This is a genomic window from Salipiger marinus (assembly GCF_035481585.1).
GTDB lineage: Bacteria > Pseudomonadota > Alphaproteobacteria > Rhodobacterales > Rhodobacteraceae > Salipiger > Salipiger marinus.
Map to the genome: position 1 here is coordinate 102,209 of NZ_JAYKSL010000012.1, position 22,023 is coordinate 124,231.

General features: G+C 68.3%; 19 protein-coding genes. 9 read left to right on the plus strand and 10 right to left on the minus strand.

Features of this window, described 5'->3' with window-relative positions:
- Positions 1 to 24 precede the first annotated feature (24 nt).
- From VK682_RS16495 to VK682_RS16505, 3 genes are read right to left on the minus strand one after another with little or no spacing between them, the layout of a single operon-like run.
- Positions 25 to 828, minus strand: coding sequence for an ATP-binding cassette domain-containing protein (locus tag VK682_RS16495; RefSeq protein WP_324782235.1), 804 nt, complete (start codon positions 826 to 828; stop codon positions 25 to 27).
- Positions 825 to 1,850, minus strand: a complete 1,026-nt coding sequence (locus VK682_RS16500) for an ABC transporter permease (protein ID WP_089846310.1) — start codon at positions 1,848 to 1,850, stop codon at positions 825 to 827. The genes VK682_RS16495 and VK682_RS16500 overlap by 4 nt, the downstream gene beginning before the upstream one ends.
- A gap of 60 nt (positions 1,851 to 1,910) precedes the next feature.
- Positions 1,911 to 2,948, minus strand: coding sequence for a sugar ABC transporter substrate-binding protein (locus VK682_RS16505; RefSeq protein ID WP_324782236.1), 1,038 nt, complete (start codon positions 2,946 to 2,948; stop codon positions 1,911 to 1,913).
- 155 nt (positions 2,949 to 3,103) lie between these two features.
- Between VK682_RS16505 and VK682_RS16510 the strand changes: the two genes are divergently transcribed.
- Positions 3,104 to 4,237, plus strand: coding sequence for an ROK family transcriptional regulator (locus VK682_RS16510; protein ID WP_324782237.1), 1,134 nt, complete (start codon positions 3,104 to 3,106; stop codon positions 4,235 to 4,237).
- Positions 4,238 to 4,248: 11 nt separating this feature from the next.
- On the opposite strand, the gene VK682_RS16515 is transcribed toward VK682_RS16510, so the two are convergent.
- The 6 genes from VK682_RS16515 to VK682_RS16540 form a co-directional block, all read right to left on the minus strand.
- Positions 4,249 to 4,629 carry a response regulator gene (locus VK682_RS16515; protein WP_089846316.1) on the minus strand — a complete coding sequence of 127 codons (381 nt, stop codon included), beginning with the start codon at positions 4,627 to 4,629 and terminating at the stop codon, positions 4,249 to 4,251.
- Positions 4,630 to 4,633: 4 nt separating this feature from the next.
- Entirely contained in the window at positions 4,634 to 7,762 is a 3,129-nt protein-coding gene (locus tag VK682_RS16520; protein ID WP_324782238.1) for a chemotaxis protein CheB, read from the minus strand.
- Between the two features lie 145 nt (positions 7,763 to 7,907).
- Positions 7,908 to 8,357 (minus strand): ferritin-like domain-containing protein, encoded by a 450-nt coding sequence (locus VK682_RS16525; RefSeq protein WP_230796650.1) that lies wholly within the window; start codon positions 8,355 to 8,357, stop codon positions 7,908 to 7,910.
- A gap of 164 nt (positions 8,358 to 8,521) precedes the next feature.
- On the minus strand, positions 8,522 to 9,541 hold the full coding sequence (locus VK682_RS16530) for a cation diffusion facilitator family transporter (protein ID WP_324782239.1): 1,020 nt from the start codon (positions 9,539 to 9,541) through the stop codon (positions 8,522 to 8,524).
- Positions 9,538 to 10,278 (minus strand): transporter substrate-binding domain-containing protein, encoded by a 741-nt coding sequence (locus tag VK682_RS16535; protein ID WP_230796647.1) that lies wholly within the window; start codon positions 10,276 to 10,278, stop codon positions 9,538 to 9,540. The genes VK682_RS16530 and VK682_RS16535 overlap by 4 nt, the downstream gene beginning before the upstream one ends.
- Before the next feature lie 84 nt (positions 10,279 to 10,362).
- Positions 10,363 to 11,706 carry an NAD(P)/FAD-dependent oxidoreductase gene (locus tag VK682_RS16540; RefSeq protein ID WP_230796646.1) on the minus strand — a complete coding sequence of 448 codons (1,344 nt, stop codon included), beginning with the start codon at positions 11,704 to 11,706 and terminating at the stop codon, positions 10,363 to 10,365.
- 198 nt (positions 11,707 to 11,904) lie between these two features.
- Here VK682_RS16540 and VK682_RS16545 point away from each other — a divergent pair, with 198 nt between their 5' ends.
- Together VK682_RS16545 and VK682_RS16550 are read left to right on the plus strand one after the other, a co-directional pair.
- Positions 11,905 to 12,567, plus strand: coding sequence for an SRPBCC family protein (locus tag VK682_RS16545; RefSeq protein WP_230796644.1), 663 nt, complete (start codon positions 11,905 to 11,907; stop codon positions 12,565 to 12,567).
- A gap of 10 nt (positions 12,568 to 12,577) precedes the next feature.
- Positions 12,578 to 13,759, plus strand: coding sequence for a zinc-dependent alcohol dehydrogenase (locus VK682_RS16550; RefSeq protein ID WP_089846330.1), 1,182 nt, complete (start codon positions 12,578 to 12,580; stop codon positions 13,757 to 13,759).
- Positions 13,760 to 13,844: 85 nt separating this feature from the next.
- Here the strand turns inward: VK682_RS16550 and VK682_RS16555 are convergent, their stop codons facing one another.
- Positions 13,845 to 14,114: a hypothetical protein gene (locus VK682_RS16555; RefSeq protein WP_089846332.1), complete on the minus strand. Its 270-nt coding sequence runs from the start codon at positions 14,112 to 14,114 to the stop codon at positions 13,845 to 13,847.
- A 224-nt stretch (positions 14,115 to 14,338) separates the two neighbouring features.
- On the opposite strand from VK682_RS16555, the gene VK682_RS16560 reads away from it, so the two are divergent.
- From VK682_RS16560 to VK682_RS16585, 6 genes are read left to right on the plus strand one after another with little or no spacing between them, the layout of a single operon-like run.
- Positions 14,339 to 15,442, plus strand: a complete 1,104-nt coding sequence (locus tag VK682_RS16560; RefSeq protein ID WP_230796642.1) for an NAD-dependent epimerase/dehydratase family protein — start codon at positions 14,339 to 14,341, stop codon at positions 15,440 to 15,442.
- Positions 15,439 to 17,466, plus strand: a complete 2,028-nt coding sequence (locus VK682_RS16565; protein ID WP_230796641.1) for an NAD-dependent epimerase/dehydratase family protein — start codon at positions 15,439 to 15,441, stop codon at positions 17,464 to 17,466. Before VK682_RS16560 ends, VK682_RS16565 begins: the two co-directional genes overlap by 4 nt.
- On the plus strand, positions 17,463 to 18,758 hold the full coding sequence (locus VK682_RS16570) for a TIGR04295 family B12-binding domain-containing radical SAM protein (protein WP_230796640.1): 1,296 nt from the start codon (positions 17,463 to 17,465) through the stop codon (positions 18,756 to 18,758). Before VK682_RS16565 ends, VK682_RS16570 begins: the two co-directional genes overlap by 4 nt.
- Positions 18,746 to 19,819, plus strand: coding sequence for a glycosyltransferase family 4 protein (locus VK682_RS16575; protein ID WP_230796639.1), 1,074 nt, complete (start codon positions 18,746 to 18,748; stop codon positions 19,817 to 19,819). Before VK682_RS16570 ends, VK682_RS16575 begins: the two co-directional genes overlap by 13 nt.
- Positions 19,819 to 20,934, plus strand: coding sequence for a CgeB family protein (locus VK682_RS16580; protein ID WP_230796638.1), 1,116 nt, complete (start codon positions 19,819 to 19,821; stop codon positions 20,932 to 20,934). Before VK682_RS16575 ends, VK682_RS16580 begins: the two co-directional genes overlap by 1 nt.
- Positions 20,931 to 22,022, plus strand: a complete 1,092-nt coding sequence (locus VK682_RS16585) for a CgeB family protein (RefSeq protein WP_230796637.1) — start codon at positions 20,931 to 20,933, stop codon at positions 22,020 to 22,022. The genes VK682_RS16580 and VK682_RS16585 overlap by 4 nt, the downstream gene beginning before the upstream one ends.
- The last annotated feature ends 1 nt before the right edge of the window (position 22,023 follow it).

Here is a 22,023-nt window from a genome sequence, read left to right on the forward strand (position 1 = left end):
TCTTGGTCCTTGAAAGGTTGGGGGTTAGCGGTCCTGCCGCCCGGCGGGCGGCTCCATGGCGCCGGTCATGATCGCCACGGCGTCGGACATGGACATGTCCGATGGCCGGACCACCGCGACGCGGCGGCCCAGCCGGTGAATGTGCACCCGGTCGGCGATCTCGAACACATGCGGCATGTTGTGTGAGATCAGCACGATGGAGATGCCGCGCGCGCGCACGTCCCGGATGAGGTCAAGCACCTTGCGGCTTTCCTTGACGCCAAGCGCTGCGGTGGGTTCGTCAAGGATCACCACCTTGGATCCGAAGGCGCAGGCGCGGGCCACGGCCACGCCCTGCCGCTGGCCGCCCGACAGGGTCTCGACCACCTGATCGATGTTCTGGATGGTCATCAGGCCCAGTTCCGACAGGTGCCGCCGCGCCTCTTCGCGCATCCGCGCCCGGTCCAGCAGCCGGAAAAGGCGGCCGCGCAGCCCGGGCACGCGGTATTCGCGCCCCAGAAACAGGTTGTCGACGATGGTCAGCGCCGGGGCCAGCGCCAGCCCCTGAAACACCGTCTCGATCCCCCGGGCGCGGGCGTCCATCGGGCTGTGAAAGCTGACCCTTTCGCCGCCGAGATAAATCTCTCCGGCATCGGGGCGCACCGCGCCCGCAAGGGCCGAGATCATCGTGGATTTGCCCGCGCCATTGTCGCCGATCACCGCCAGAATCTCGCCGGGCATCAGGTCGAAATCGGCCCCGTCCATGGCCACGACCCGCCCGAAGGATTTGACCAGCCCGCGCGCCTTCAGCGCAGGCTCCGTGGCGGCGGAAGCTGTGGATCCGGTCATGTCGAGATCCTCCGCAGCCACTGGTCGAAGGACACCGCGATGATGATGAGGAAGCCGATGGTGAATTCCTGCCACAGCACGTCGAGCCCGGCGAGCGCCAGCCCGTTGCGGAAAAAGCCGACGATCAGCGCCCCGATCAGCGTACCGATGATCGACCCGCGCCCGCCGAACAGGCTGGTGCCGCCGATCACCACGGCGGTGATGCTGTCAAGATTGGTCATGGCACCCCCCAGCGGGCTGATCGCGCCGATCCGCCCGATCAGCAGCCAGCCTGCAAAGCCGCAGATCGCCCCCGCAATCAGATAGACGGTGAACAGCACCCGGCGCGTGCCGATGCCGGATAGGCGCGCGGCGTTGGCATCATTGCCCACGGCATAGATGTGGCGGCCATAGGCGGTGCGGTTCAGCACATACCACAGCAGCCCCGCCAAGAGCAGCATCAGCAGCGAGCCGATGGTGAGGCGCGCGGCCCCCATGCGCAGCGACTCCCCCGTCCATTGCAGGATCGGGGCGGCGGCCTCGATCTCCTGCTGGCGGATGGTTTCGCCCCCTGACCAGAACTGGATCAGCGCGTTGAACACGCTCCATGTGCCCAGCGTCACGATGAAGGGCGGCAGGCGGATCAGCGTGACGAAAAACCCGTTGAGCGCGCCGCAGGCCGATCCCACGGCGATGCCCAGCGACAGCGCGAGTCCCGGTGGCAGATCCTGATCCATCGCAAGCCGTCCCATGGCGACGGAGCTCAGCACCACGATGGCCCCCACCGACAGGTCGATCCCGGCGGTCAGGATGATCAGCGTCTGCGCCAGCGCCACGGTGCCGATGATCGTGACCTGCTGCAGCACCAGCGACAGGTTGAAGGGATGGAAAAAACGCTCTCCGACCACGGACGAAAACACCGCCAGCCCCAGCACGAGCACGAAGAGCGGAATGATCGTCGGATTGCCGTGCAGGACGTTGATCATCCGGCGCGACAGGCGGGGGTCGGTGGTCGCGAAGGTCGGCAGGTCATCGCTGGCCATGTGAGGGATCCCGGCTTGTGGAAAGGGGTGCGGGCCCGCCGTGGCGGACCCGGCGGCGCGTCAGCCCCAGCAGAGCGCGAGCGCGTCCTCGCTGGTGATGGAGTCGAGCCCCTCCACCGGCCTGTCGGTCACCAGCGTGACCCCGGTATTGTAGAAATCGAGCCCTTCGGACGGCGCGGGCAGGGTGCCGTTGCGCGCATGGTCCACCACCGCCTCGACTCCCAGCGCGGCCATCAGCAGCGGAAACTGCATGGAGGTGGCGCCGATCACGCCATCCTGCACGTTGCGCACGCCCGGACAGCCGCCATCGACCGAGGTGATCAGGACCGAGCTGTCATCCTTCCCCGCCCCCTTCAGCGCCTCCCACGCGCCTGCGGCGGTGGGTTCGTTGATGGTGTAGACCACGTTGATGTCGTAGTCCTTCTGCAGCAGCGTCTCCATGCCGTCGCGCCCGCCCACTTCGGAGCCGCCGGCCATCTCGTGCCCGATGATGCGCGGATCCTCCTCGTCGCCGCGCCGGTCGGGGTTCTTGATGTCGATGCCGAAGCCCTGCATGAAGCCCTGATCGCGCTTCACATCCACCGTGGGCTGGCTTTCATGCGCGTCGAGAAAGGCAATTTTCGCCTCCTGCGCCGCCGTCTCTCCCAGCGTGCCCAAGGCCCATTGCCCGATCATCTCTCCGGCAAGAAAATTGTCGGTGGCAAAGGTGGCATCCGCCGCGTCGATCGGTTCCAGCGGCGTGTCGAGCGCGATCACCAGAATCCCCGCATCGCGCGCCTTCTGCACGGTGGGCACGATGGCCTTGGTGTCGCTGGCCAGCAGCAGGATGCCGTCGGCCCCGGCGGCGATCAGGTTTTCGATGGCGGTGATCTGCGTGTCGTTGTCACCGTCATACTTGCCCGCGAAGGCCTGAAACCTGACGCCCAGTTCCTCCGCCTTGGCGGCTGCCCCCTCGCGCATCTTGGCAAAAAACGGGTTGGTGTCGGTCTTGGTGATGAGCCCCACGAGAATGTCGTCATCCTGTGCCCAAGCGGTCGGGGCAGCAAGCATCAGGGCTGCGGCGGACCCTGCGGCCCCCAGCCAATTCAGCGTTTTCATGATGTCCTCCCAATGTGCGCAACTCCTCCTTGCGCCTCCTCAGTGGGCAGAGCGAGATAACTTCTGTCAATATGAATCCATATATGGCCTTACTTATGTAAAGTGTTTATCATAAGAGGCGGATGCCAAAATCCGGTTCGCTGTCAGGTGGTTAAATGGACGAGATCGCACGGGATCCGATGTATCGCCTGCTGCTCAACGGGCCGCCGCGCAGCAGCCGCGAGCTGGAACAGGCGCTTGGCCTGTCGCGCGTCACCGCCGCGCAGAGAATCAGGGCCCTCGTCGCAGAGGGGCTGATCGTCGAGGATGGCACCATGGCCTCGGGCGGGGGACGTCCGGCGCGGACATGGCGGATCAATCCGCATTACCGCAACCTGCTGGGCGTCGATATCGGCGAAGAGATGGCCCGCGTGGTGCTGTTCGATTTCGGCTGCGGCGTGCTGGACGAGGCGCTGCTGCCCGTCGACCTGCGCGCCGATCCGGCACAGACGCTGGAGGCGCTGGCGCGCGTGGCGGACCGGCTGGCCCGCAGCCCCAAGGCCACCGCAAAGGTGGCGGGGCTGGGCATGGCCCTGCCCGCCCCCATCGATTACCGGCAGGGCCGCGTCGCCAAGCCTTCGGTCATGCATGGCTGGGACCAGATCGACCTGCGGGCGCTGCTGTCGGCCCGGCTGGGCCTGCCTGTGGCGCTCGACAATGACGTGAACCTGATGTGCATGGCCGAACAGCGGCTGCACTGGCCCGACGCGCGGCATGTGGTGTTCATCAAGGCGGGCACCGGCATCGGCTGCGGCATGATCACAGACGGGCATCTGCTGCGCGGCGCCTTCGGGACATCGGGCGATATCGGCCATATCCAGCACACGCCGCAGCCCCACCAGCTTTGCCGCTGCGGCAAGGAAGGCTGTGTGGAGGCACATGCGGCAGGCTGGGCCATCGCCCGCGACCTGCGCGCGCTTGGCCATGACTGCCACGACGCGCGGGATGTCATGCAGCTTTATGCCCGGGGCGCGCCGGAATGCCGGGCGCTGGTCAATGCCAGCAGCCGGATCATCGGCACGGTCAGCGCCGATCTGGTCGCGGTGCTGAGCCCGGAACTGCTGGTGCTGGGCGGCACGCTGGCCGGGGCAGGAGAGGCGATGCTGGCGGGCATCCGCGAACGGGTCTACCAGCGCTGCCTGCCGCTCGCCACCGAACGGCTGCAGATCTGTCTGGCGCGCGGCGATGCGCGGCTTGGCACGCAGGGGGCGGCGATGCTGGTGCGGCAGATCCTTACCGACCCCCGCTGAAGGCCTGCCGTTCAGAACAGCTCGGCCAGCCGCCGCAGCAGGGTCTGGCTGACCACTGGCTTTGCCAGATGCGGCGCGTCGCGCAGCGGCGGCTCGGTGGCGGCACGGTTGCTATAGCCGCTGATGACCAGAAACGGGATGCCGCGCTCCTGCAGCGCCGCAGCGATGCGCAGCGAGGACTCGCCGTTCAGATTCATGTCAAGCGTGGCCGCATCCAGCGCCTCGCCCTCGACAAGCGCCAGCGCGCGCGGAATGTCGGGCACCGGCCCCAGCACCACGCAGCCTTCATCCTCGAGGATCATCTGAAGCTCCATGGCCAGCAGCATCTCGTCCTCCACGACGAGGATCCGCCGCCCGGAGAGCGCGGACAGGTCTGTGGCTTTGTCGGTCATCGGGTCATCCCTGTGGAAATCTGATAAGGGCGACGAAACCGGCGGGCTCTGGCAAAAGTTCCACCGATCCGCCCAGTTCATAGGAACAGGCCTGCCGGATCAGGCGGCTGCCAAAGCCCTTGGCCACCGGAGCGGTGACCCTGGGGCCGCCGGATTCCGTCCAGACCAGCCGCACCTCCTGCCCGGTCTCGGTGGGCTGCAGGCGCCATGTCACGTCAAGCTGGCCATTCTCCACCGACAGCGAGCCGTATTTCGCGGCATTGGTGGCCAGTTCATGCAGCACAAGCGCCAGCCCCAGCCCCTGCTTGGGCGTCAGCAGCAGCTCGGGGCCGTCGATGACCAGCTTGCGGCGCCCCTGCCCGCCATAGGCCGACAGGGATTGACGGGCCAGCACCGCCAGATCGGCGGAGTGCCAGTGCGTTTCCAGAAGCTGGTCATGGGCATGGCCAAGCGCCTGCAGCCGTCCGATGAACCGGTCGCGGAATTGCTGCACCGTCATGTCGGCGGTGCCGGGCTGCCGCGCCAGCGCCTGCACCACGGCAAGCGTGTTCTTGACCCGGTGGCTCAGTTCATCGGTCAGAAGCTGGCGCTGCGCCTCGGCATCCTTGCGGGCGCTGACATCGCGGAACAGGACCCCCAGACGCGGGCCGCCCTTGGCACCCACCGGAAAGGCATAGACATCGAAATAGCGGTCGAGCACGTCCGACGGCGCCTCGAACCGCTCCGCCTGTCCGCTGCGCGCCACGCGCCCGTAATAGTCGAACCAGTGCGGCTCCAGATCGGGCACCAGCTCGCGGGCGGTCTTGCCCACCACATCGCGCAGCCGGGTCTGGCGTGCAAAGGCGGCGTTGACCCCGACGATGCGGTAATCGACCGGCCTGTCGGCTTCGAAGATCATGTCGATGATGGCAAAGCCTTCGTCGATGGAATCGAACAGGATCTGGTAATTCTTCTGGCTTTCCCGCAGCTCGCTTTCCATCCGCCGCCGCGCGGTGATGTCCACGAAGGTCAGCACCACACCGTCGATCCGGTCCTCGACGGTGCGATAGGGCCGCAGCCGGATGATGAACCATGTGCCGTCCCGGCTCTGCACTTCGGTTTCCAGCGGCACCAGATCCTCCAGCACCCGGCGCGCGTCGCGGTCCAGCGCGTCATAAAGCAGGCGGCAGGTGAAATCGGTGATGCTGCGCCCGATATCCCTGTCGGTGATGGTGAAGAGGCCCGTCAGCGGCGGCGTGAACATGCGGATGCGCAGCGCGGTGTCCAGAAACAGCGTGCCGATATCGGTGGCGGCGATCAGGTTGCGCAGGTCGCCATGCGCCTCCGAGGTGCTTTCCAGCTTGCTTTTCAGCTCGGCATTGACGGTCTGCAGCTCTTCGTTCAGCGCCTGCAGCTCTTCCTTGGAGGTTTCCAGATCCTCCGAGGTGGAGCGGTATTCCTCGTTCATGGAGTGCAGTTCCTCGTTCGAGGCGCGCAGATCCGCCAGCGCGGCGTCCTGTTCGGCGCGGCTGGTGGCCAGCGCCGCCTGCGCCGCGCGCAGATCGGCCTGCAGGCGCCGCGCGTCGGTCTGCCCCGGCAGCGCCGCCTGTTCCAGCGCCGCCGTATGCATCAGCGCCGGCGTGCCATCCCGCCCCCGGGCCTGCGGCGCCCCCTGCCGGTCCTGCGGCGGGGGGGCAAGCGGCGCCTGCGGCAGGCTGGGCATGCGCGTTTCGCCCTGGGGCCGCGCGCGATAGAGCCGCGCGTCGCGGTGCAGCGGCGCAAAAAGGCTGGGCAGGCAGTCCGCCGTTTCAGCCGTGCCCAGAAACAGCGCGCCACCGGGGCGCAGCCCGTAATGAAAGAGCCGCAGCAGCTGGTCCTGCACCGACCGTTCCAGATAGATCAGCAGGTTGCGGCAGCAGATCAGGTCCAGCCGCAGGAAGGGCGGATCCTTCAGCACGCTGTGAGAGGAAAACCGCACCCTCTCGCGCAGATCCGTGCGGATCCGGTAATGGGTGCCCTCGTCGATGAAGAACCGTGCCAGCCGCTCTTCGGACAGATCCGCCTCGATGGATTTGGGGTAGCGGCCTTCGCGGGCGGTGGCGAGCGCGCCTTCGTCCAGATCGGTGGCAAAGATCTGGACCGGCACCTGCAGGCTGCGGCGTTCGGCCTCCTCCACCAGCAGGATGGCAAGGCTGTACGCCTCTTCGCCGGTGGCACAGCCCGCCGACCAGATCCGCAGCCCGCCTTTGGGGGTATTGTCGAAAAGCGGCGCGATCACCTCGCGGCGCAGCGCCTCGAAACCGGGCTCGTCGCGAAAGAAATGCGTGACCGAGATCAGCAGATCGCCAAACAGTTCCTGCGCCTCTTCGGGATTGGTGCGGATCAGCGTGGCATAGCTGCCCATGCTGGCAACGCGGCAGACCTGCATCCGGCGCAGCACCCGCCGCAGCACGGTCGCGCGTTTGTAAGTGGAAAAATCATGGCCGGTGCGCGCGCGCAGCAGCCCGATGATGCGCCGCAGGTCATGGGCCACGCCCTCCTGATCCAGCGTGCGCATGGCCTGATGGCTGCGCGCCACCTCGGCGATCCGTTCCGCCAGACGGTCGAGCGGCGCGATGACGCTTGCCACACCGGTGGCGATGGCATTGCGCGGCATCGACGGGAATTCCGCCTCGGCGGGATCCTGCACGAAGATCACGCCGCCCGACTCCTGCACGGCACGCAGCCCGTTCGATCCGTCAGCCCCGGCACCGGTCAGCACCACCGCCATGCCATCGCCGCGCGCCTGCGCCACGGAGCGGAAGAACATGTCGATGGGCGCGCGCCGTCCGCGCGGCTGGCTGAACTCCCGCGCGGTGACGCTGTCGCCGGTGATGACCAGTGCGCGGTCGGGCGGGATCACATAGACACGGTCGGGCATAAGGGTGGGGGTCTCGTTCACCTGATGCACCGGCATCGCGGTGCAGGCGGACAGGATCTCGGCCATGGCGCTGGGATGTTCGGGCGCAAGATGCAGGATGACCACATAGGCCAGCCCCAGATCCTCCGGCAGCTGGCGGAACAGCGTCTGCAGCGCCTCCACCCCGCCCGCAGAGGCGCCGATTGCGCAGACGGGCACATATGTCTTGGCAGGGGGCAGGCTGTCGGTGTTCATCGGCGATGACCCTCGGGGGGCGGCGGGACCGTCCTTTCCCCCATGCCACAGACGCCCGGGGCGCGCGGCCGCTCGGGCGGTGTCCACATGCGGCGAAGGCCGGTAAGCGGCAGAGGCGGGGCGCAGCGGCCCCGCCCCCACAGGGTCAGAGCGACTCTGCGGTCTGCTGCATCCATGCCCGGTGGCGCTGTTCGTCGGTCAGCGCCTTTTCAAAGAAGGCCCGGGTCTTGGGCAGCGCGTCGGGGTGACCCACCGCGCGTTCATAGGCGGTGACGGTGTCATCCTCGTTGGTCTTCATCGCCTTCAGGATGGCGCCATTGCCCATCAGGTCGGCCAGCGCGATCTTGCCCGTGGTCAGCATCTGTTTCATGTCGCCCTCTGCGGGGGCCTCGACGCCAAGCTCGGCGGCAATCTCGTTGAGCACCACAAGATGCTGGTGGTGATCCTGCAGGAACTCCTCGACCTGCGCCGAAAGCGCGCTGTCGCTCAGCCGCTCCACGGTGCTTTCGTAGGCCGCGATCGCGTCATGTTCGAGGATGATCAGATCGGTCACCAGCTTTTCGATGTTGGATTCATGTCCGACGGTGGTCGCCATGAGCGTGTCTCCTTTGGTGAAGTGTCGGTGAGAAACTGCCGCCCTGCGGCAGGATCAGACCCTCCGTGGCGTGCGGTTCTATCTGGAGGATGCCGGGGAAACAGGCCGAGGCGGGCAATGTTCCCGAACCGTCGGTTTTGTCGTGGGATCCCGCCGCAGCGGGCCTAGCCCCGGCCCGTCAGCCGGATCGCGCCGGGGCGGATCGGCGCGGGCATGTCGCCCGCAGCGGGGGCGGTGCTGGGCATCCGCAGCTCTTGGCGCGGCATGATCGATACGTCATGGATGCGCCAGCTCAGATCCAGCAGCGCGCGTTCCTCCGCCTCGATCCGGGCGGTCAGGCCTGCCTCCTGCCGGGGCACGACAAAGACGGTGCCGGTCAGGAACCGCCCCTCCTGCCGCAGCCGCAGGCGGGACGAGGCGACCCAGTCCAGACCGTCCACATGGTCGCGCACCTCACGGATCAGCGGCTCGAAGGCGCTGTCATCCAGCGTGCGCGGCATCTCGTCGACCAGATCGCGGATCGCGGCGCCGGTATGTTTGACCCCGTCATGCAGCACGTCGACGGCGATGATCAGCGCGGCCACCGCATCGGCCCACCACCAGCCCATGCCGATGCCCACCACCCCCAGAGCGGCGGCAAGCCCGGTCATCCAGTCGGCCTTGTTCATCAGCGCGTCAGAGAGCAGGATCTTGTCATGCAGGCTGTGGGCCAGCTTCAGCTTCATCCGCCCGAAGATCACCGGCAGGATGACGCTGTAGATCAGCGCCGCGATCATCAGCCAGCCGAACCAGATCGTGACCCCGAAGATCCGCACGGTGCCGATGGTGGGGTGTTCGGTCTTGATCAGCGCCATGGCCGAATCCACGATCAGAAAGCCCCCCACCGCCGCCAGAGCCACGGCGCTGACCAGATAGCCGATGGACAGCCCGCGGATGAAGCCGAAGGGGAAGCGGTCGCTGGGCGCGCGCGCCTCGAACCAGACCGAAACCAGAAAGGCCAGCGGCGGCACGAAGCTCAGCAGATCCTCGACCCATGCCGTCTTCATCGCCTGACTGTTGCCCAGTGAAAAATAGATGGCTGTGACGATGCTGGCGAGCACGGCAAGCCAGACAAGCTGCAGGCGGCAGGCCCGGCGCAGCGCGCGGCGCTGCGGCTCCGGCAGGATGGAGGCGCCTTTGGTCATCGCGCGCCCTCCAGCAGATCGGGAACCGCGGCTTCCTGCCCGCGCAGGAACTGCTCCAACTCGAACAGCCACGCGTTTTCGCCGCGTCGCAGGGCAAGGACATGCTCGCGCCGGGCCAGTTCGATGGCGGTGGGCGCCATGCCCTCCGCAGCGACCCGCCAGTGCGGCAGGGCGATCAGCGTGGCGCTGTCGGGATCATGCACCGGCAGGCCGCCCCTGTCGCGGATCGCCTGTTCCACCACCAGATCCGGCGGCACATAGACCGGCTTCCCGTCCAGATCGGCGGGCGCGCTGCGGGCGTCGGGGGCAGCCACCACCAGCCGTTCGGTGAAATAGGTATAGGTTGGCGCTGCGACATTCTGCGCCACAACCGAGGCGCGGGAGAAGCCGCCGATGGCCAGATTGACCTTGCCCTGTTCGACCGCCTGCAGCGCCTCGAAGGCCGGAAGGCGCAGCCAGTCCACCCCCACGGCCAGCATCTGCGCGAAACGCTGCACCAGCGTCACCTCGACCCCGGACGGGTTGTCCCCGTCCGCCACCACCCATGGCGGATTGTCAGAGGCCGCCACCACCATCCGCCCCGCCCCCCGGACCGAGGCGAGCGTGCGGTCGGGATCACGCGGAAAGGCCCGCGCGCCGCCACCCCAGAGCAGAAGCGGCGCGGCCAGAGAGGCCACGACAAAGGCCCGGCGGCGCAGCTGGGGCATCGTTGCGGGGGGAAAGGGGTCTGGGGTCATCTGCGGTCTCCATGCGGCGGAAGGTGGCGCGCGCCTGTCCTGCTCAACCGCCTGCCTCTGCACCTGTTCCCCGGCAGGGCCGGGTCACTCGGTCGGGGGGCGGAGGGTAGTGGCCTCTGCCGGGGCGGCGGGATCCGGGCGGTCGTCGGCGATCAGCCGGGCGCCGCGCTCATAGGTCAGGTAGCGCCAGAGCCATTGCACCGACACCAGCGTCCGGTTGCGGAATCCCACCAGCAGATAGACATGGATGACCGCCCAGCCCAGCCATGCAAACCAGCCGCGCCAGCGCACGCGCCGCCCCTCGAACACCGCCGCATGGCGCCCCACAATCGCGGTATTGCCGCGGCTGTGATAGGTGAACGGCGCGGGGGCGGCGCCAGTCTGCAGATGCCGCACCAGTTCGCGGCCCAGATGCTGCCCCTGCTGCTTGGCGACCTGCGCAAGCCCGGGCAAGGGCCGCCCGTCCGGCCCGGGGCAGGCGGCGATGTCGCCAAGCGCATAGATGCCGGGATGGCCCGGCACGGCCAGCGTCGGGTCGACGGCGATCCTGCCGCTGCGGTCGGTTTCGCCCAGATCCCGCGCCAGCGGCGAGGCGGCGACCCCCGCCGCCCAGATCACCGCGCCCGCAGGCAGCGCCTGCCCCGCCACGGTGACCCCCTCCGGACCCACATACTCGACCAGCGCCCCGGTGCGCACCGTCACGCCCAGCCGGGTCAGCCGCCGCGTGGCAAAATCCGAAGCCTCTTCGGAAAACCCCGCCAGCAGGCGCGGCCCCGCCTCGATCAGGGTGATGCAGGTCTGCGCGGGGTCGATATGGCGGAAATCGCGGGCCAGCGTGTGGCGGCTGAGTTCGGCGATGGATCCGGCCAGTTCCACCCCGGTGGGTCCGCCGCCGACGATCACGATGCTCAGCAGGCGGCGCACCTCTTCGGGATCGGGGCAGCGTTCGGCGCGCTCGAAAGCCAGCAGGATCTGCGACCGGATTCGGCGCGCATCCTCAAGGCTTTTCAGGCCCGGCGCCCATTTCGCCCAGTCGTCATGGCCGAAATAGCCATGGGTGGCGCCGCTGGCCACCACCAGCAGGCGAAACCCGATCTCTTCGCCCGACCGCAGCCAGAGCTTGCGCGCCTCGGGATCAAGCCCGGACACCTCGCCCATCAGCACCCGCACCGACCGGCGGCGGCGCAGGATCTTGCGGATGGGTTCGGCGATCTCTGTCGAAGACAGCGCCGCCGTGGCCACCTGATAGAGCAGCGGCTGGAACAGGTGATGGTTCTGCCGGTCGATCACCAGCACGTCGCGCCCGGCCTTGCCCAGTTCCTCGGCCAAGGCCAGCCCGGCAAAGCCGCCGCCGATCACCACGACCTCGGCGGTGCGGTCCACCGCATGGGCGTGCTCCGCGGTCTCGGTCTGCTCTGCGTGTTGCATGTCATCCTCGCTCGGTCTGACCGGCTAACCCGGTGGGGCCCGCGATGTTCCTGACCCGGGGCATTCCGCCTGTCGCGGCGGCGGGCGGGAACACAGCCGCAGCGCGGCTGTTGAAGGCCCATCTCACCCGGCACCGGCAGCCTGCCGCAGGCCGGGCGCGACACCCCTCACTCTGCGCAGAGGCGCAAGGAGACCGTCATGACCCTGAAGACTTCCGGCCCCATCCACAGGCCCCGCCCCCAGCCGGGGCTTTTCCAGACGCTGGCGCTGGCCGGGGCGCTGGCAGGCGTGGCGGGCTATGCCATCTGGACCACGGCCCGCAGGCACGGCGCAGGTGCCGTGCATCCGCCCGATGACGCACCGGGCCGCACCGCCACGCGCAGCCGCTTCGGGCGGCATGCGGTGACGGGGCGCACCGTGACCATCGCCCGCCCCCGGCAGGAGGTCTACGAGTTCTGGCGCGATTTCCGCAACCTTGAGGGCGTGATGGAAAACGTCACCCAGATCGAGGCGGAGGGCGCCATGACGCGCTGGACGATCCGCGGCCCCGCCGACACCCACCTGCGGGTCGAGACAGAGATCGTCAGCGACCGCCCCGGCGAACAGATCGCGTGGCAGTCCACGCCCGGCTCGCAGATCGAGACCAAGGGCAAGATCATGTTCCGCGACGCACCCGGGCGCCGGGGCACCGAGGTGGAGGCGATCATCGCCTATGTGCCGCCCGGAGGCCGGGTCGGGCAGATCATCGCCAAGCTGTTTCAGGCCGAGCCCGCCATTCAGGGCCGCCGCGACCTCAAGCGTCTGAAGATGCTTCTGGAAACCGGCGAGGTCGCCACCTCCGCCAACCGCAAATCCGCCTGAGGAGAGTTTCATGCGCGCACTCACATGGCAGGGAAAGCACGACGTCCGCGTCGAGACCATGCCCGACCCGGAAATCGTCAATCCCCGCGACGCCATCATCGAGGTCACCTCGACCGCGATCTGCGGATCCGACCTGCATCTTTACGACGGGGTGATCCCCGGCATGCTGGCCGGGGACATCCTTGGCCACGAATTCATGGGCCGCGTGGTCGATACCGGCCCCGGCAGCACCCTGCAGAAAGGGCAGCGGGTGGTGGTGCCCTTCACCATCTCCTGCGGGTCGTGCTTTTTCTGCAGTCACCAGCAATACGCGGCCTGCGACAATTCCAACCCGGCAGAAAAGCAGGACGTGTCGGAAAAGCTTTATGGCCATGCCACCGGCGGGCTTTTCGGCTATTCGCACCTGACGGGGGGGTATCCCGGCGGTCAGGCGGAATATGTCCGGGTGCCGTTTTCCGATGTGGGGCCGATCGTCATTCCCGACGGGATGGAGGATGACGACGTGCTGTTCCTGTCCGACATCCTGCCCACCGGCTGGATGGCCGCTGCCAATGCCGATATCGGGCCGGATGATACCGTGGTGGTCTGGGGCTGCGGGCCGGTCGGGCTCTTTGCCATCCAGTCGGCGCTGGCCATGGGCGCGGCGCGGGTCATCGGCATCGACCATTATCCGAACCGGCTGGCGCTGGCGCGCAAGCTGGGCGCGCAGGTCATCGACTACACCCAGACCCATGTGCTGGAGGCGCTGATGGAACTGTCCGGCGGGCTTGGTCCCGATGCGGTGATCGACGCCGTCGGGATGGAGGCGCATGGCTTTGCGCCCGACACGGTGATGGACAACTTCAAGCAGACCGTGGGCGTGGGCGCCGACAGCGGGCACGCGCTGCGCGAGGCGCTGATGGCGGTGCGCAAGGGCGGCCGGGTGTCGGTTCCCGGCGTCTATGGCGGCTTTCTGGACAAGTTTCCGCTGGGCGCGCTGATGGAAAAGGGCCTGCAGCTGCGCACCGGGCAGACGCATGTGCAGAAATACACCGCCGAGCTGCTGCGCCGCATTCAGGAGGGCGAGTTGGACACCACCTTCCTCATCTCGCACCGCCTGCCACTGGAAGACGCGGCGCGCGGCTATGACAACTTCAAGACCAACCAGAACGACTGGACCAAGGTCGTGCTGAAGCCCGGCCTGCAGGTCTGAAGCCACCAGGGGGCGGGGCAGTTGCCCCCGCCCCCCCTTGGGCAAATCCTGCGGCGGGTGTTGCTGCGGCCCGCCACAGGGGGGGTCAGGCGGTGTCGCGGCGGACCAGCTTGTTGAACCGGCTGGTCGATCCGTCCGCCGTCTTTTCCTGATAGAGGAAGGCGAGGTTGTTCTGTTCGAACACGCGAAAGAACTCGTCCCAGTTGATGGGGTCCAGCCGTTCCTCGCGTTCGTTGAAATCGATGCGCAGCACGCCGTCCTCGCCGGTGCCCCGGACAAGCGCCGGATTGCCGTCGCGGGCCTCGGCCCAGCGGCGGATCGTGTCGTGATCGGTCGTGGTGGTGGATGTGGTCATGGCGGTCTCCTTTGGGTGATGCGGCGCCGTGGCGCGGGGCGGCTCAGACGCCAGCGCCACGGGGCAGGAACCGGCCACGCGCCGCTCTGTTCCGAGCCGGGACAGCCCCCGCCGCCGCCTGCGATTTTCCGCGCGTCCCGGCCCGGCGCGGAGAAACTTCAGGAACATCCGACTGCTGATGCTGTTCAGGCTGCCATCAAACACAGTGAACAGCGCGAGGGGTCATGACGACATATCTCATCACAGGCGGCTGCGGTTTCATCGGTCGCGCCCTGACCCGCGAGGTCTTGGCACGGGGCGCCGAGGTGCGGGTGCTGGATTCTCTGGTGCCGCAGGTCCATGGCGACACCCGGCCCAGCCTGCCCGATGTGGAGTTCATCGAAGGCGACATGCGCGATGCCGACACGGTCAGGCGCGCGGTCAGGGGCGTGGACGGCGTCTTTCACCTCGCAGCCGAGGTGGGGGTGGGCCAGTCCATGTATGAGATCGCCCGCTATACCGGGGCCAATGATCTGGGCACCGCCGTGCTGCTGGAGGCGCTGATCGCCGAACCCGTGCCCCGGCTGGTGCTGGCCTCGTCGATGAGCGTTTATGGCGAAGGGCTCTATCGCAGCCAGAGCGGCGAGACCGTGACCGATGCCCGGCGCAGCGCCGCCGATCTGGACGCGGGCCGCTGGGATCCGGTCGATGCTTCGGGCGCGCCGCTGCTGCCGCTGCCCACCCCCGAGGACAAACCGGTGGAACTGGCCTCCATCTACGCGCTGACAAAGTTTGCGCAGGAACGCGCCGCGATGATCTTTGGCGCGACCTATCCGACCGAAACCGTGGCGCTGCGGCTTTTCAACGTGTTCGGCCCCGGTCAGGCGCTCTCCAACCCCTATACCGGCGTGCTGGCGAATTTTGGATCCCGGCTGATCAATGGCAGCCGCGCCACGGTGTTCGAGGATGGGCGGCAGATGCGCGACTTCGTGCATGTCGACGACATCGCGCGGGCCTTCCGTCTGGCCATGGAGCAGCCCGCCGCCGCCGGGCATGTGCTGAACATCGGCAGCGGTCACGCCTATTCCATCGCCTCCGTCGCCGAGATGCTGGCCCATGCGCTGGACCGGCCCGAGCTTGCCCCCGAGATCCTGAACCGCGCGCGGTCGGGCGACATCCGCCACTGTTTCGCGGACCTCACCAAGGCGCGCGACCTGCTGGGCTTTCGCCCGGAAAAGCGGCTGGAGGAGTCGATGCCGGAACTGGCGGCATGGATCGCCGCCGAAACCTCGGTCGACCGGGGCGCCGAGATGCGGCGCGAACTGGAAGAGCGGGGGCTGGTCAGATGACCGATACCGCCAGCCAGACCGCCCCTCTGGGCTTTGTCGAATGGTTCCGCATGGGCGACCACGCCCATGCCGAAACCGCCATCGCCATGATGCGCGCGGCGGGCGTGCGCCGTCTGCGGACGCAGTTTTCATGGGCAGAATATCACATGGAGGGGGCCGAGGCATGGTATGACTGGCTGATGCCCAAACTGGGCGATGCCTTCGACCTGATGCCCTGTTTCCACTACACGCCGCCCTCGCTGTCGCGCACCGGGCGGAGTTCCGGCGCGCCGCACCGGCTGCGGGATTTTGCGGATTTTGTCGATCTGATCCTGACCCGCCATGGCCGCCATTTCGAGGCGGTGGAGCTGTGGAACGAACCCAACAACCTGCTGGACTGGGACTGGCGCGCCGATCCCGACCACTGTCTTTATTCCGACATGATGATCGACGCCGCGCATTGGGTGCGCGAGCGCGGCTTTCCGGTGGTGCTGGGCGGGCCAAGCCCGTTCGATCCGATCTGGCTGGACCTGATGGGCCAGCGCGGGCTGCTGGCGCTGGTCGATGCCGTGGGCGTGCATGGCTTTCCCGGCACGTGGGACAGCGAGGCGGGCGCATGGCAGGGCTGGGAGACGCAGCTTGCCTCCGCCCGCGACATCCTTGACCGCTACAACCCCAAGGCCGGGCTCTGGATCACCGAAGCCGGCTATTCCACATGGGCCCATGACGAGATGGAACAGGTGCGGCAGTATCTGGCCGCCCATGACGCGCCCGCCGACCGGCTGTACTGGTATGCATGGCGCGACATCGCCGACGAGATCGCGGTGCAGGAAGGCCACTGGTTCGACGCGCGGCATTATCACATGGGCGCGGTCGATGCCGCGAACCGCCCGAAACTTCTGGCCCGGCTGCTGACCGAAGGCGGCGCGGCGCGGGCCCGCCATGTGGCGGCACTCGCCGCCCCTGCCCTGCGCCGGACATGGGCGCGCCCGGTGGTCATCACCGGCGGCTGCGGCTTCATCGGCACCAACCTTGCCGAAAGCTTTCTGGCCGAGGGCGAGGAGGTGCTGCTGCTCGACAACCTCTGCCGCCCCGGGGTGGAGCAGAACCTTGAATGGCTGCGCGACACCTACGGCCCGCGCGCGGCGGTGCATGTGGCCGACATCCGCCATCCGCGCTGCGCCCCCGCCGGGCTGGAGGAGGCACGCGCCCTGTTCCATCTTGCAGCACAAACGGCGGTGACCACCAGCCTTGCCCATCCTTCAGGGGATTTCGAGGTGAACGCCCGCGGCACCGTCAACCTGCTGGAGGCGGTGCGCGCCACGGGGCGGCGGATTCCGGTGATCTATGCCTCCACCAACAAGGTCTATGGCGATCTGGAGGATGTGGCGCTGGAGCATCTGGCCGAAGGCTATCTGCCCGCCGATCCCGCCCTGCGCGCGCGCGGCATCGGCGAGGACCGTCCGCTGGATTTCCACACGCCCTATGGCTGTTCCAAAGGCGTGGCAGAGCAGTATGTGCTGGATTACGCCCGTTCTTACGGGATGCAGAGCGCGGTGCTGCGGATGAGCTGCATCTACGGCCCCCACCAGTTCGGCACCGAGGATCAGGGCTGGGTCGCGCATTTCCTGCTGCGCGCGCTGGCGGGCGCGCCCATCACGCTGTTCGGGGACGGCGATCAGGTGCGCGACATCCTGCATGTGTCCGATGCCGTGGCCGCCTATCGCGCCACGCTGGACCGGATCGACGCGCTTTCCGGCCGGGCCTTCAATCTGGGCGGCGGTCCGGAAAATGCCGTCAGCCTGAACCGGCTTCTGGCCGAAATCGGCAGGCTGCAGGGTGTGGCGCCAGAGATCACCCATGACCGCACCCGCACCGGCGACCAGCGTTATTTCGTGGCCGACACCCGCGCCCTGACCGAAGCCACCGGCTGGCAGCCGGTCACGGGCTGGAAAGACGGCGTCGCGGCCTTGCGCGACTGGCTGGCGCGGCACCGCCTGCCGCAGACCCCCGACATCCGAACCAGACGGAAGGTTTCCGCATGAAAGTTGCACTCGTCAATCCGCACTGGACCTATGAGGGCAGCATCTATTTCGGCTGCCGCGACCCGCATCTGCCGCTGGAGCTTGGCTATTCCCGCGCCCTGCTGGACCGCGACGGCCATGAGGTGCTGATGCTCGACGGTCAGCTTCAGGGGCTGGACAACGCCGAACTGGCCCGCCGCGTGGCGGAATTTGCCCCTGCCCTGACCGTGGTGACCACCGCGCCCACCTATCTGTTCTGGCGCTGCGCGCAGCCCGAACTGCGGGTGCCCGCCGAGTTTCTGGACCATCTCGCCGGGCGCGGCGGGCGCGAGGTGGCGGTGGGGCCGCATGGATCCGCAACCCCCGCCCCGACCCTGCGCAAGCTGGGGGTGGATCTGGTGATCCGCGGCGAATGCGAAGAAGTGGTGGCCCGGCTTGCCGGCAGCAGCGACTGGTCCGAAATCCCCGGCACCGCCCGGCTGGAGGAGGGCCGCGTGGTGCTGTCGGGGGCGCAGGCGATCAGCCGCTTCACCGATCATCCTGCCCTTTCGTGGCCCGCCGACTGGATCGGGCGCCACACCCATCACCATCACCGCTTCGACAGCGACAGCCCCCGCCGGGGCGCGGGCGCCGAGGTCGAAGCCTCGCGCGGGTGCCCCTATGAATGCAGCTTCTGCGCCAAGATGGATTTCCGCGATGGCTACCGCCGCCGCGATCTGGAGCCGTTGCTGCAGGAAATCGACGCGCTGATCGCGCAAGGTGTCGGCTATCTTTATTTCATCGACGAGATCTTCCTGCCGCAGACCGCGCTGCTGGAGGCGCTGGTGGCGCGGGACGTGGTCTTCGGGATCCAGACCCGGATCGACCTGTGGAAACCCGCGATGCTGGACCTGCTGGGCCGCGCAGGCTGCGTGTCCATCGAGGCGGGGCTGGAAAGCCTGACCGTGGAGGGCCGCGAGCAGCTGGCGAAACGCTGCCGGATGGACACGCCCGAACTGGCCGAGCGCCTGATCGAGGCGCGGCGGCACGTGCCCTTTGTCCAAGCCAACCTGATCGGCGTGGTCGAGGATGACCCGGCGCTGGTGGAGCACTGGCGCGGCCATCTGCTGGGGCATGGCGTCTGGGCCAACGAGCCGGTGCCGCTTTACCCCTATCCCAGCTCGCCCAGCTACCGGCAGCTTTGGGGCGCGCCCGACGATCAGGCATGGGAACGGGCGCACCGCCATTACCTGCAGGCCTTCCGGCAGTTCAGCGACATTCAGGATCAGCAGCCGCTGCCCCTGCCGGAACTGGAGCGCACATGCGGGTGCTGATGACCTGCGATGCGGCGGGCGGCGTGTGGACCTATGCGCTGGATCTGGCGCGCGGGCTGCGGCGGCAGGGCATCGACACGGTGCTGGCAGGCTTCGGCGCGCCCCCCTCCGCCGCCCGGATGGCCGAGGCGCGCGCGGTGGCGGATCTGCGCTGGACCGGGCTGCCCTTGGACTGGACCGTGCCGGACCGCGCCGATCTGGCCGCCGTGGCCCCCGCGCTTGACGCGCTGGTGGCGGAGACCGGGGCGGATGTGCTGCAGGTCAACGCCCCGTCGCAGGCGGCAGGGCTGACCACCCGCGCCCGCGTCATCGCGGTGACCCATTCCTGCGTGGTCACATGGTTCCGCGCGGTCCGGGGCAGCGACGTGCCGCCCGCATGGCGCTGGCAGCGCGATCTGAACGCCGAAGGCATGGCGCGCGCCGATCAGGTGCTGGCCCCCAGCCGGGCCCATGCGGATCTGACGGCGCGCTGCTATCCCGCTGCGGGCCTGATCGGCGTGGTGCCGAACGCCATCGCGACCCCCGCGCAGGGCCTGCACCGCCAGCCCTTCGTCTATGCCGCCGCCCGCTGGTGGGACGAGGGCAAGGATGCCGCCACGCTCGATGCCACGGCGGCGCTGACCGACTGGCCGGTGCTGGCCTATGGCCCCGTCGCGCGCGACGGCGTGGCGGCGGCGGCGTTTCATCATGCCAAGGCGCAGGGCAACCGCCCCCATGCCGATCTGCGCCGCGCCGCCGCCGAAGCGGGGATCTTCGTCTCTCCCTCGGTCTATGAACCCTTCGGGCTTGCCGCGCTGGAGGCGGCGGCGGGGGGTGCCGCGCTGGTGCTGTCGGACATCCCGACCTACCGCGAGATCTGGGCGGACGCGGCGCTGTTTGCCCCACCCGGCGATGCCGCAGCCTTTGCCGCGCGGATCAATGACCTGTCCCGCAACGACCAGCTGCGGGCGCGGCTGGCAGAGGCGGGGCAGTGCCGCGCGCGGCAGTTCTGCCCGGACCGGCAGGCGCGGGCGATGGCGGCGCTGTTCGGGGCGCCACACCAAGAAAGGAAGCTGGCCTGATGCGTTTCGTCTTTTACACCCATTCCCTTGTCTCGGACTGGAACCATGGCAACGCGCATTTCCTGCGGGGCGTGATGGGCGATCTGGTGGCGCGGGGGCACGAGGCTTTGGCGCTGGAACCGAAGGGCGGCTGGAGCCGCGAGAACCTGCGCGCCGATCAGGGCCCCGGGGCGGAACAGGCCTTTTTCACGCGGTTTCCGGATCTGCGCGCGCAAAGCTACGATGCCAGCTTTGACCATGCGGCGGCGCTGGACGGGGCGGATGTGGTCATCGTCCATGAATGGACCGATCCCGCGCTGGTGGCGCGGATCGGCGCGCTGCGGCGCGAGGCGGGGTTCCTGCTGTTCTTCCATGACACCCATCACCGCGCCGTCTCCTCGGATGCGGATATGGCGGGGCTGGATCTGGGCGGCTATGACGGCATCCTCGCCTTTGGCGAAACCCTGCGGCAGCGCTATCTGGCGCGCGGCTGGGGCCGACAGGTGTTCACATGGCACGAGGCGGCGGATGACCGGCTGTTCCGCCCGCTGGACGCGCCCGTGGAGGGCGACCTGATCTGGATCGGCAACTGGGGTGATGACGAACGCACCGCCGAGCTGGAGGAATACCTGATCCGCCCCGCCGAGGCCTTGGGGCTGCGCGCCACGGTGCGCGGCGTGCGCTATCCCGACAGCGCCAAGGCCCGGCTGGCCGAGGCGGGGCTGGCGTTTGGCGGCTGGATCGCCAATGCCGAGGTGCCGCACGCCTTTGCCCGGCACCGCGTCACCGTGCATGTGCCGCGCCGCCCCTATGTGCGGTCGCTGCCCGGCATTCCCACCATCCGCCCGTTCGAGGCCATGGCCTGCGGCATCCCGCTGGTCTCTGCCCCTTGGGACGATGCCGAAGGGCTGTTCCGTGCGGGCACCGATCATCTGGTCGCCCGCGACGGCGCCGAGATGCAGCGGCTTCTGCGCGCGGTGCTGGGCGATCCCGCGCTGGCCGACAGCCTGCGCCGCGAGGGGCTGGCCACGATCCGGGCCCGGCACAGCTGCCGCCACCGCGTCGACGAGCTGTTCGGCATCATCGAAACTCTGGCGCCCGGACGCGCCGCGCTGGCAACGGAGGCCGCGGAATGAAGATCGCGTTTTATGGATCAAGCCTGCTCTCCTCATACTGGAACGGGGCTGCCACCTATTACCGGGGCCTGCTGAAGGCGCTGTCCCGGCTGGGCCATGACATCACCTTTTACGAACCCGATGCCTTTGACCGGCAGGCGCATCGCGACATCTCCCCGCCGGACTGGGCCCGGGTGGTGGTCTATCCCGCCACGCCCGAAGGGCTGGAAACTGCCGCCCGTCAGGCAGCGGCGGCGGATATCGTGGTCAAGGCGTCGGGCGTGGGGTATGCCGATGACCTGCTGCTGGAGCGGGTCATGGCCCATGCCGCCCCACACGCGCTGCGGGTGTTCTGGGATGTCGACGCGCCCGCGACGCTGGCCGCGCTGCGGGCCGCGCCGGATGATCCGCTGCGCCGCTGCCTGCCCGATCTCGACATGGTGCTGACCTATGGCGGCGGCGATGCGGTGGTCGCGGCCTATCGCGGGCTGGGGGCGCGCTGGTGCGTGCCGATCTACAACGCGCTGGATCCCGACACGCATTTTGCCGTGGCACCGCAGGACCGCTTTGCCGCAGCCCTGTCCTTTCTGGGCAACCGGCTGCCGGACCGCGAGGCCCGCGTGGCGGAGTTTTTCCTGAAACCCGCAGCCAGCCTGCCCGATCTGGAGTTCCTGCTGGGCGGCTCGGGCTGGGATCCGCAGCAGCTGCCCGCCAATGTCACCCATCTGGGCCATGTCGGCACCGGGGATCACAACCTCTTCAACTGCTCGCCCATGGCGGTGCTGAACATCAGCCGCGACAGCATGGCCGCCACCGGCTTTTCGCCCGCGACCCGCGTGTTCGAGGCGGCAGGCGTTGGCGCCTGCCTGATCACCGATCACTGGGAGGGGATCGATGCCTTCCTTGCGCCCGGATCCGAGGTGCTGGTCGCCCGTGACGGGCGCGACGTCGCCGAGATTCTTGTGGGGCTGACGCCGGAGCGCGCCCGCGCCATTGGCGCTGCGGCGCAGGCGCGGCTGCTGACAGATCACACCTATGACCACCGCGCGCGCGAGGCGCATGCCTGTTTTCTGCGCGCCGCCCAGTCCAGAAAGGTTGCCGCCGAATGAC

Bases quoted from the DNA above. Each gene is read 5' to 3' on its own strand.
- VK682_RS16570 (WP_230796640.1), top strand. From the start codon at position 17,463: ATGAAAGTTGCACTCGTCAATCCGCACTGGACCTATGAGGGCAGCATC.
- VK682_RS16510 (WP_324782237.1), top strand. From the start codon at position 3,104: ATGGACGAGATCGCACGGGATCCGATGTATCGCCTGCTGCTCAACGGG.
- VK682_RS16565 (WP_230796641.1), top strand. From the start codon at position 15,439: ATGACCGATACCGCCAGCCAGACCGCCCCTCTGGGCTTTGTCGAATGG.
- VK682_RS16555 (WP_089846332.1), bottom strand. From the start codon at position 14,114: ATGACCACATCCACCACCACGACCGATCACGACACGATCCGCCGCTGG.
- VK682_RS16520 (WP_324782238.1), bottom strand. From the start codon at position 7,762: ATGAACACCGACAGCCTGCCCCCTGCCAAGACATATGTGCCCGTCTGC.
- VK682_RS16535 (WP_230796647.1), bottom strand. From the start codon at position 10,278: ATGACCCCAGACCCCTTTCCCCCCGCAACGATGCCCCAGCTGCGCCGC.
- VK682_RS16560 (WP_230796642.1), top strand. From the start codon at position 14,339: ATGACGACATATCTCATCACAGGCGGCTGCGGTTTCATCGGTCGCGCC.
- VK682_RS16500 (WP_089846310.1), bottom strand. From the start codon at position 1,850: ATGGCCAGCGATGACCTGCCGACCTTCGCGACCACCGACCCCCGCCTG.
- VK682_RS16585 (WP_230796637.1), top strand. From the start codon at position 20,931: ATGAAGATCGCGTTTTATGGATCAAGCCTGCTCTCCTCATACTGGAAC.
- VK682_RS16525 (WP_230796650.1), bottom strand. From the start codon at position 8,357: ATGGCGACCACCGTCGGACATGAATCCAACATCGAAAAGCTGGTGACC.
- VK682_RS16495 (WP_324782235.1), bottom strand. From the start codon at position 828: ATGACCGGATCCACAGCTTCCGCCGCCACGGAGCCTGCGCTGAAGGCG.
- VK682_RS16505 (WP_324782236.1), bottom strand. From the start codon at position 2,948: ATGAAAACGCTGAATTGGCTGGGGGCCGCAGGGTCCGCCGCAGCCCTG.
- VK682_RS16515 (WP_089846316.1), bottom strand. From the start codon at position 4,629: ATGACCGACAAAGCCACAGACCTGTCCGCGCTCTCCGGGCGGCGGATC.
- VK682_RS16575 (WP_230796639.1), top strand. From the start codon at position 18,746: ATGCGGGTGCTGATGACCTGCGATGCGGCGGGCGGCGTGTGGACCTAT.
- VK682_RS16540 (WP_230796646.1), bottom strand. From the start codon at position 11,706: ATGCAACACGCAGAGCAGACCGAGACCGCGGAGCACGCCCATGCGGTG.
- VK682_RS16580 (WP_230796638.1), top strand. From the start codon at position 19,819: ATGCGTTTCGTCTTTTACACCCATTCCCTTGTCTCGGACTGGAACCAT.
- VK682_RS16545 (WP_230796644.1), top strand. From the start codon at position 11,905: ATGACCCTGAAGACTTCCGGCCCCATCCACAGGCCCCGCCCCCAGCCG.
- VK682_RS16530 (WP_324782239.1), bottom strand. From the start codon at position 9,541: ATGACCAAAGGCGCCTCCATCCTGCCGGAGCCGCAGCGCCGCGCGCTG.
- VK682_RS16550 (WP_089846330.1), top strand. From the start codon at position 12,578: ATGCGCGCACTCACATGGCAGGGAAAGCACGACGTCCGCGTCGAGACC.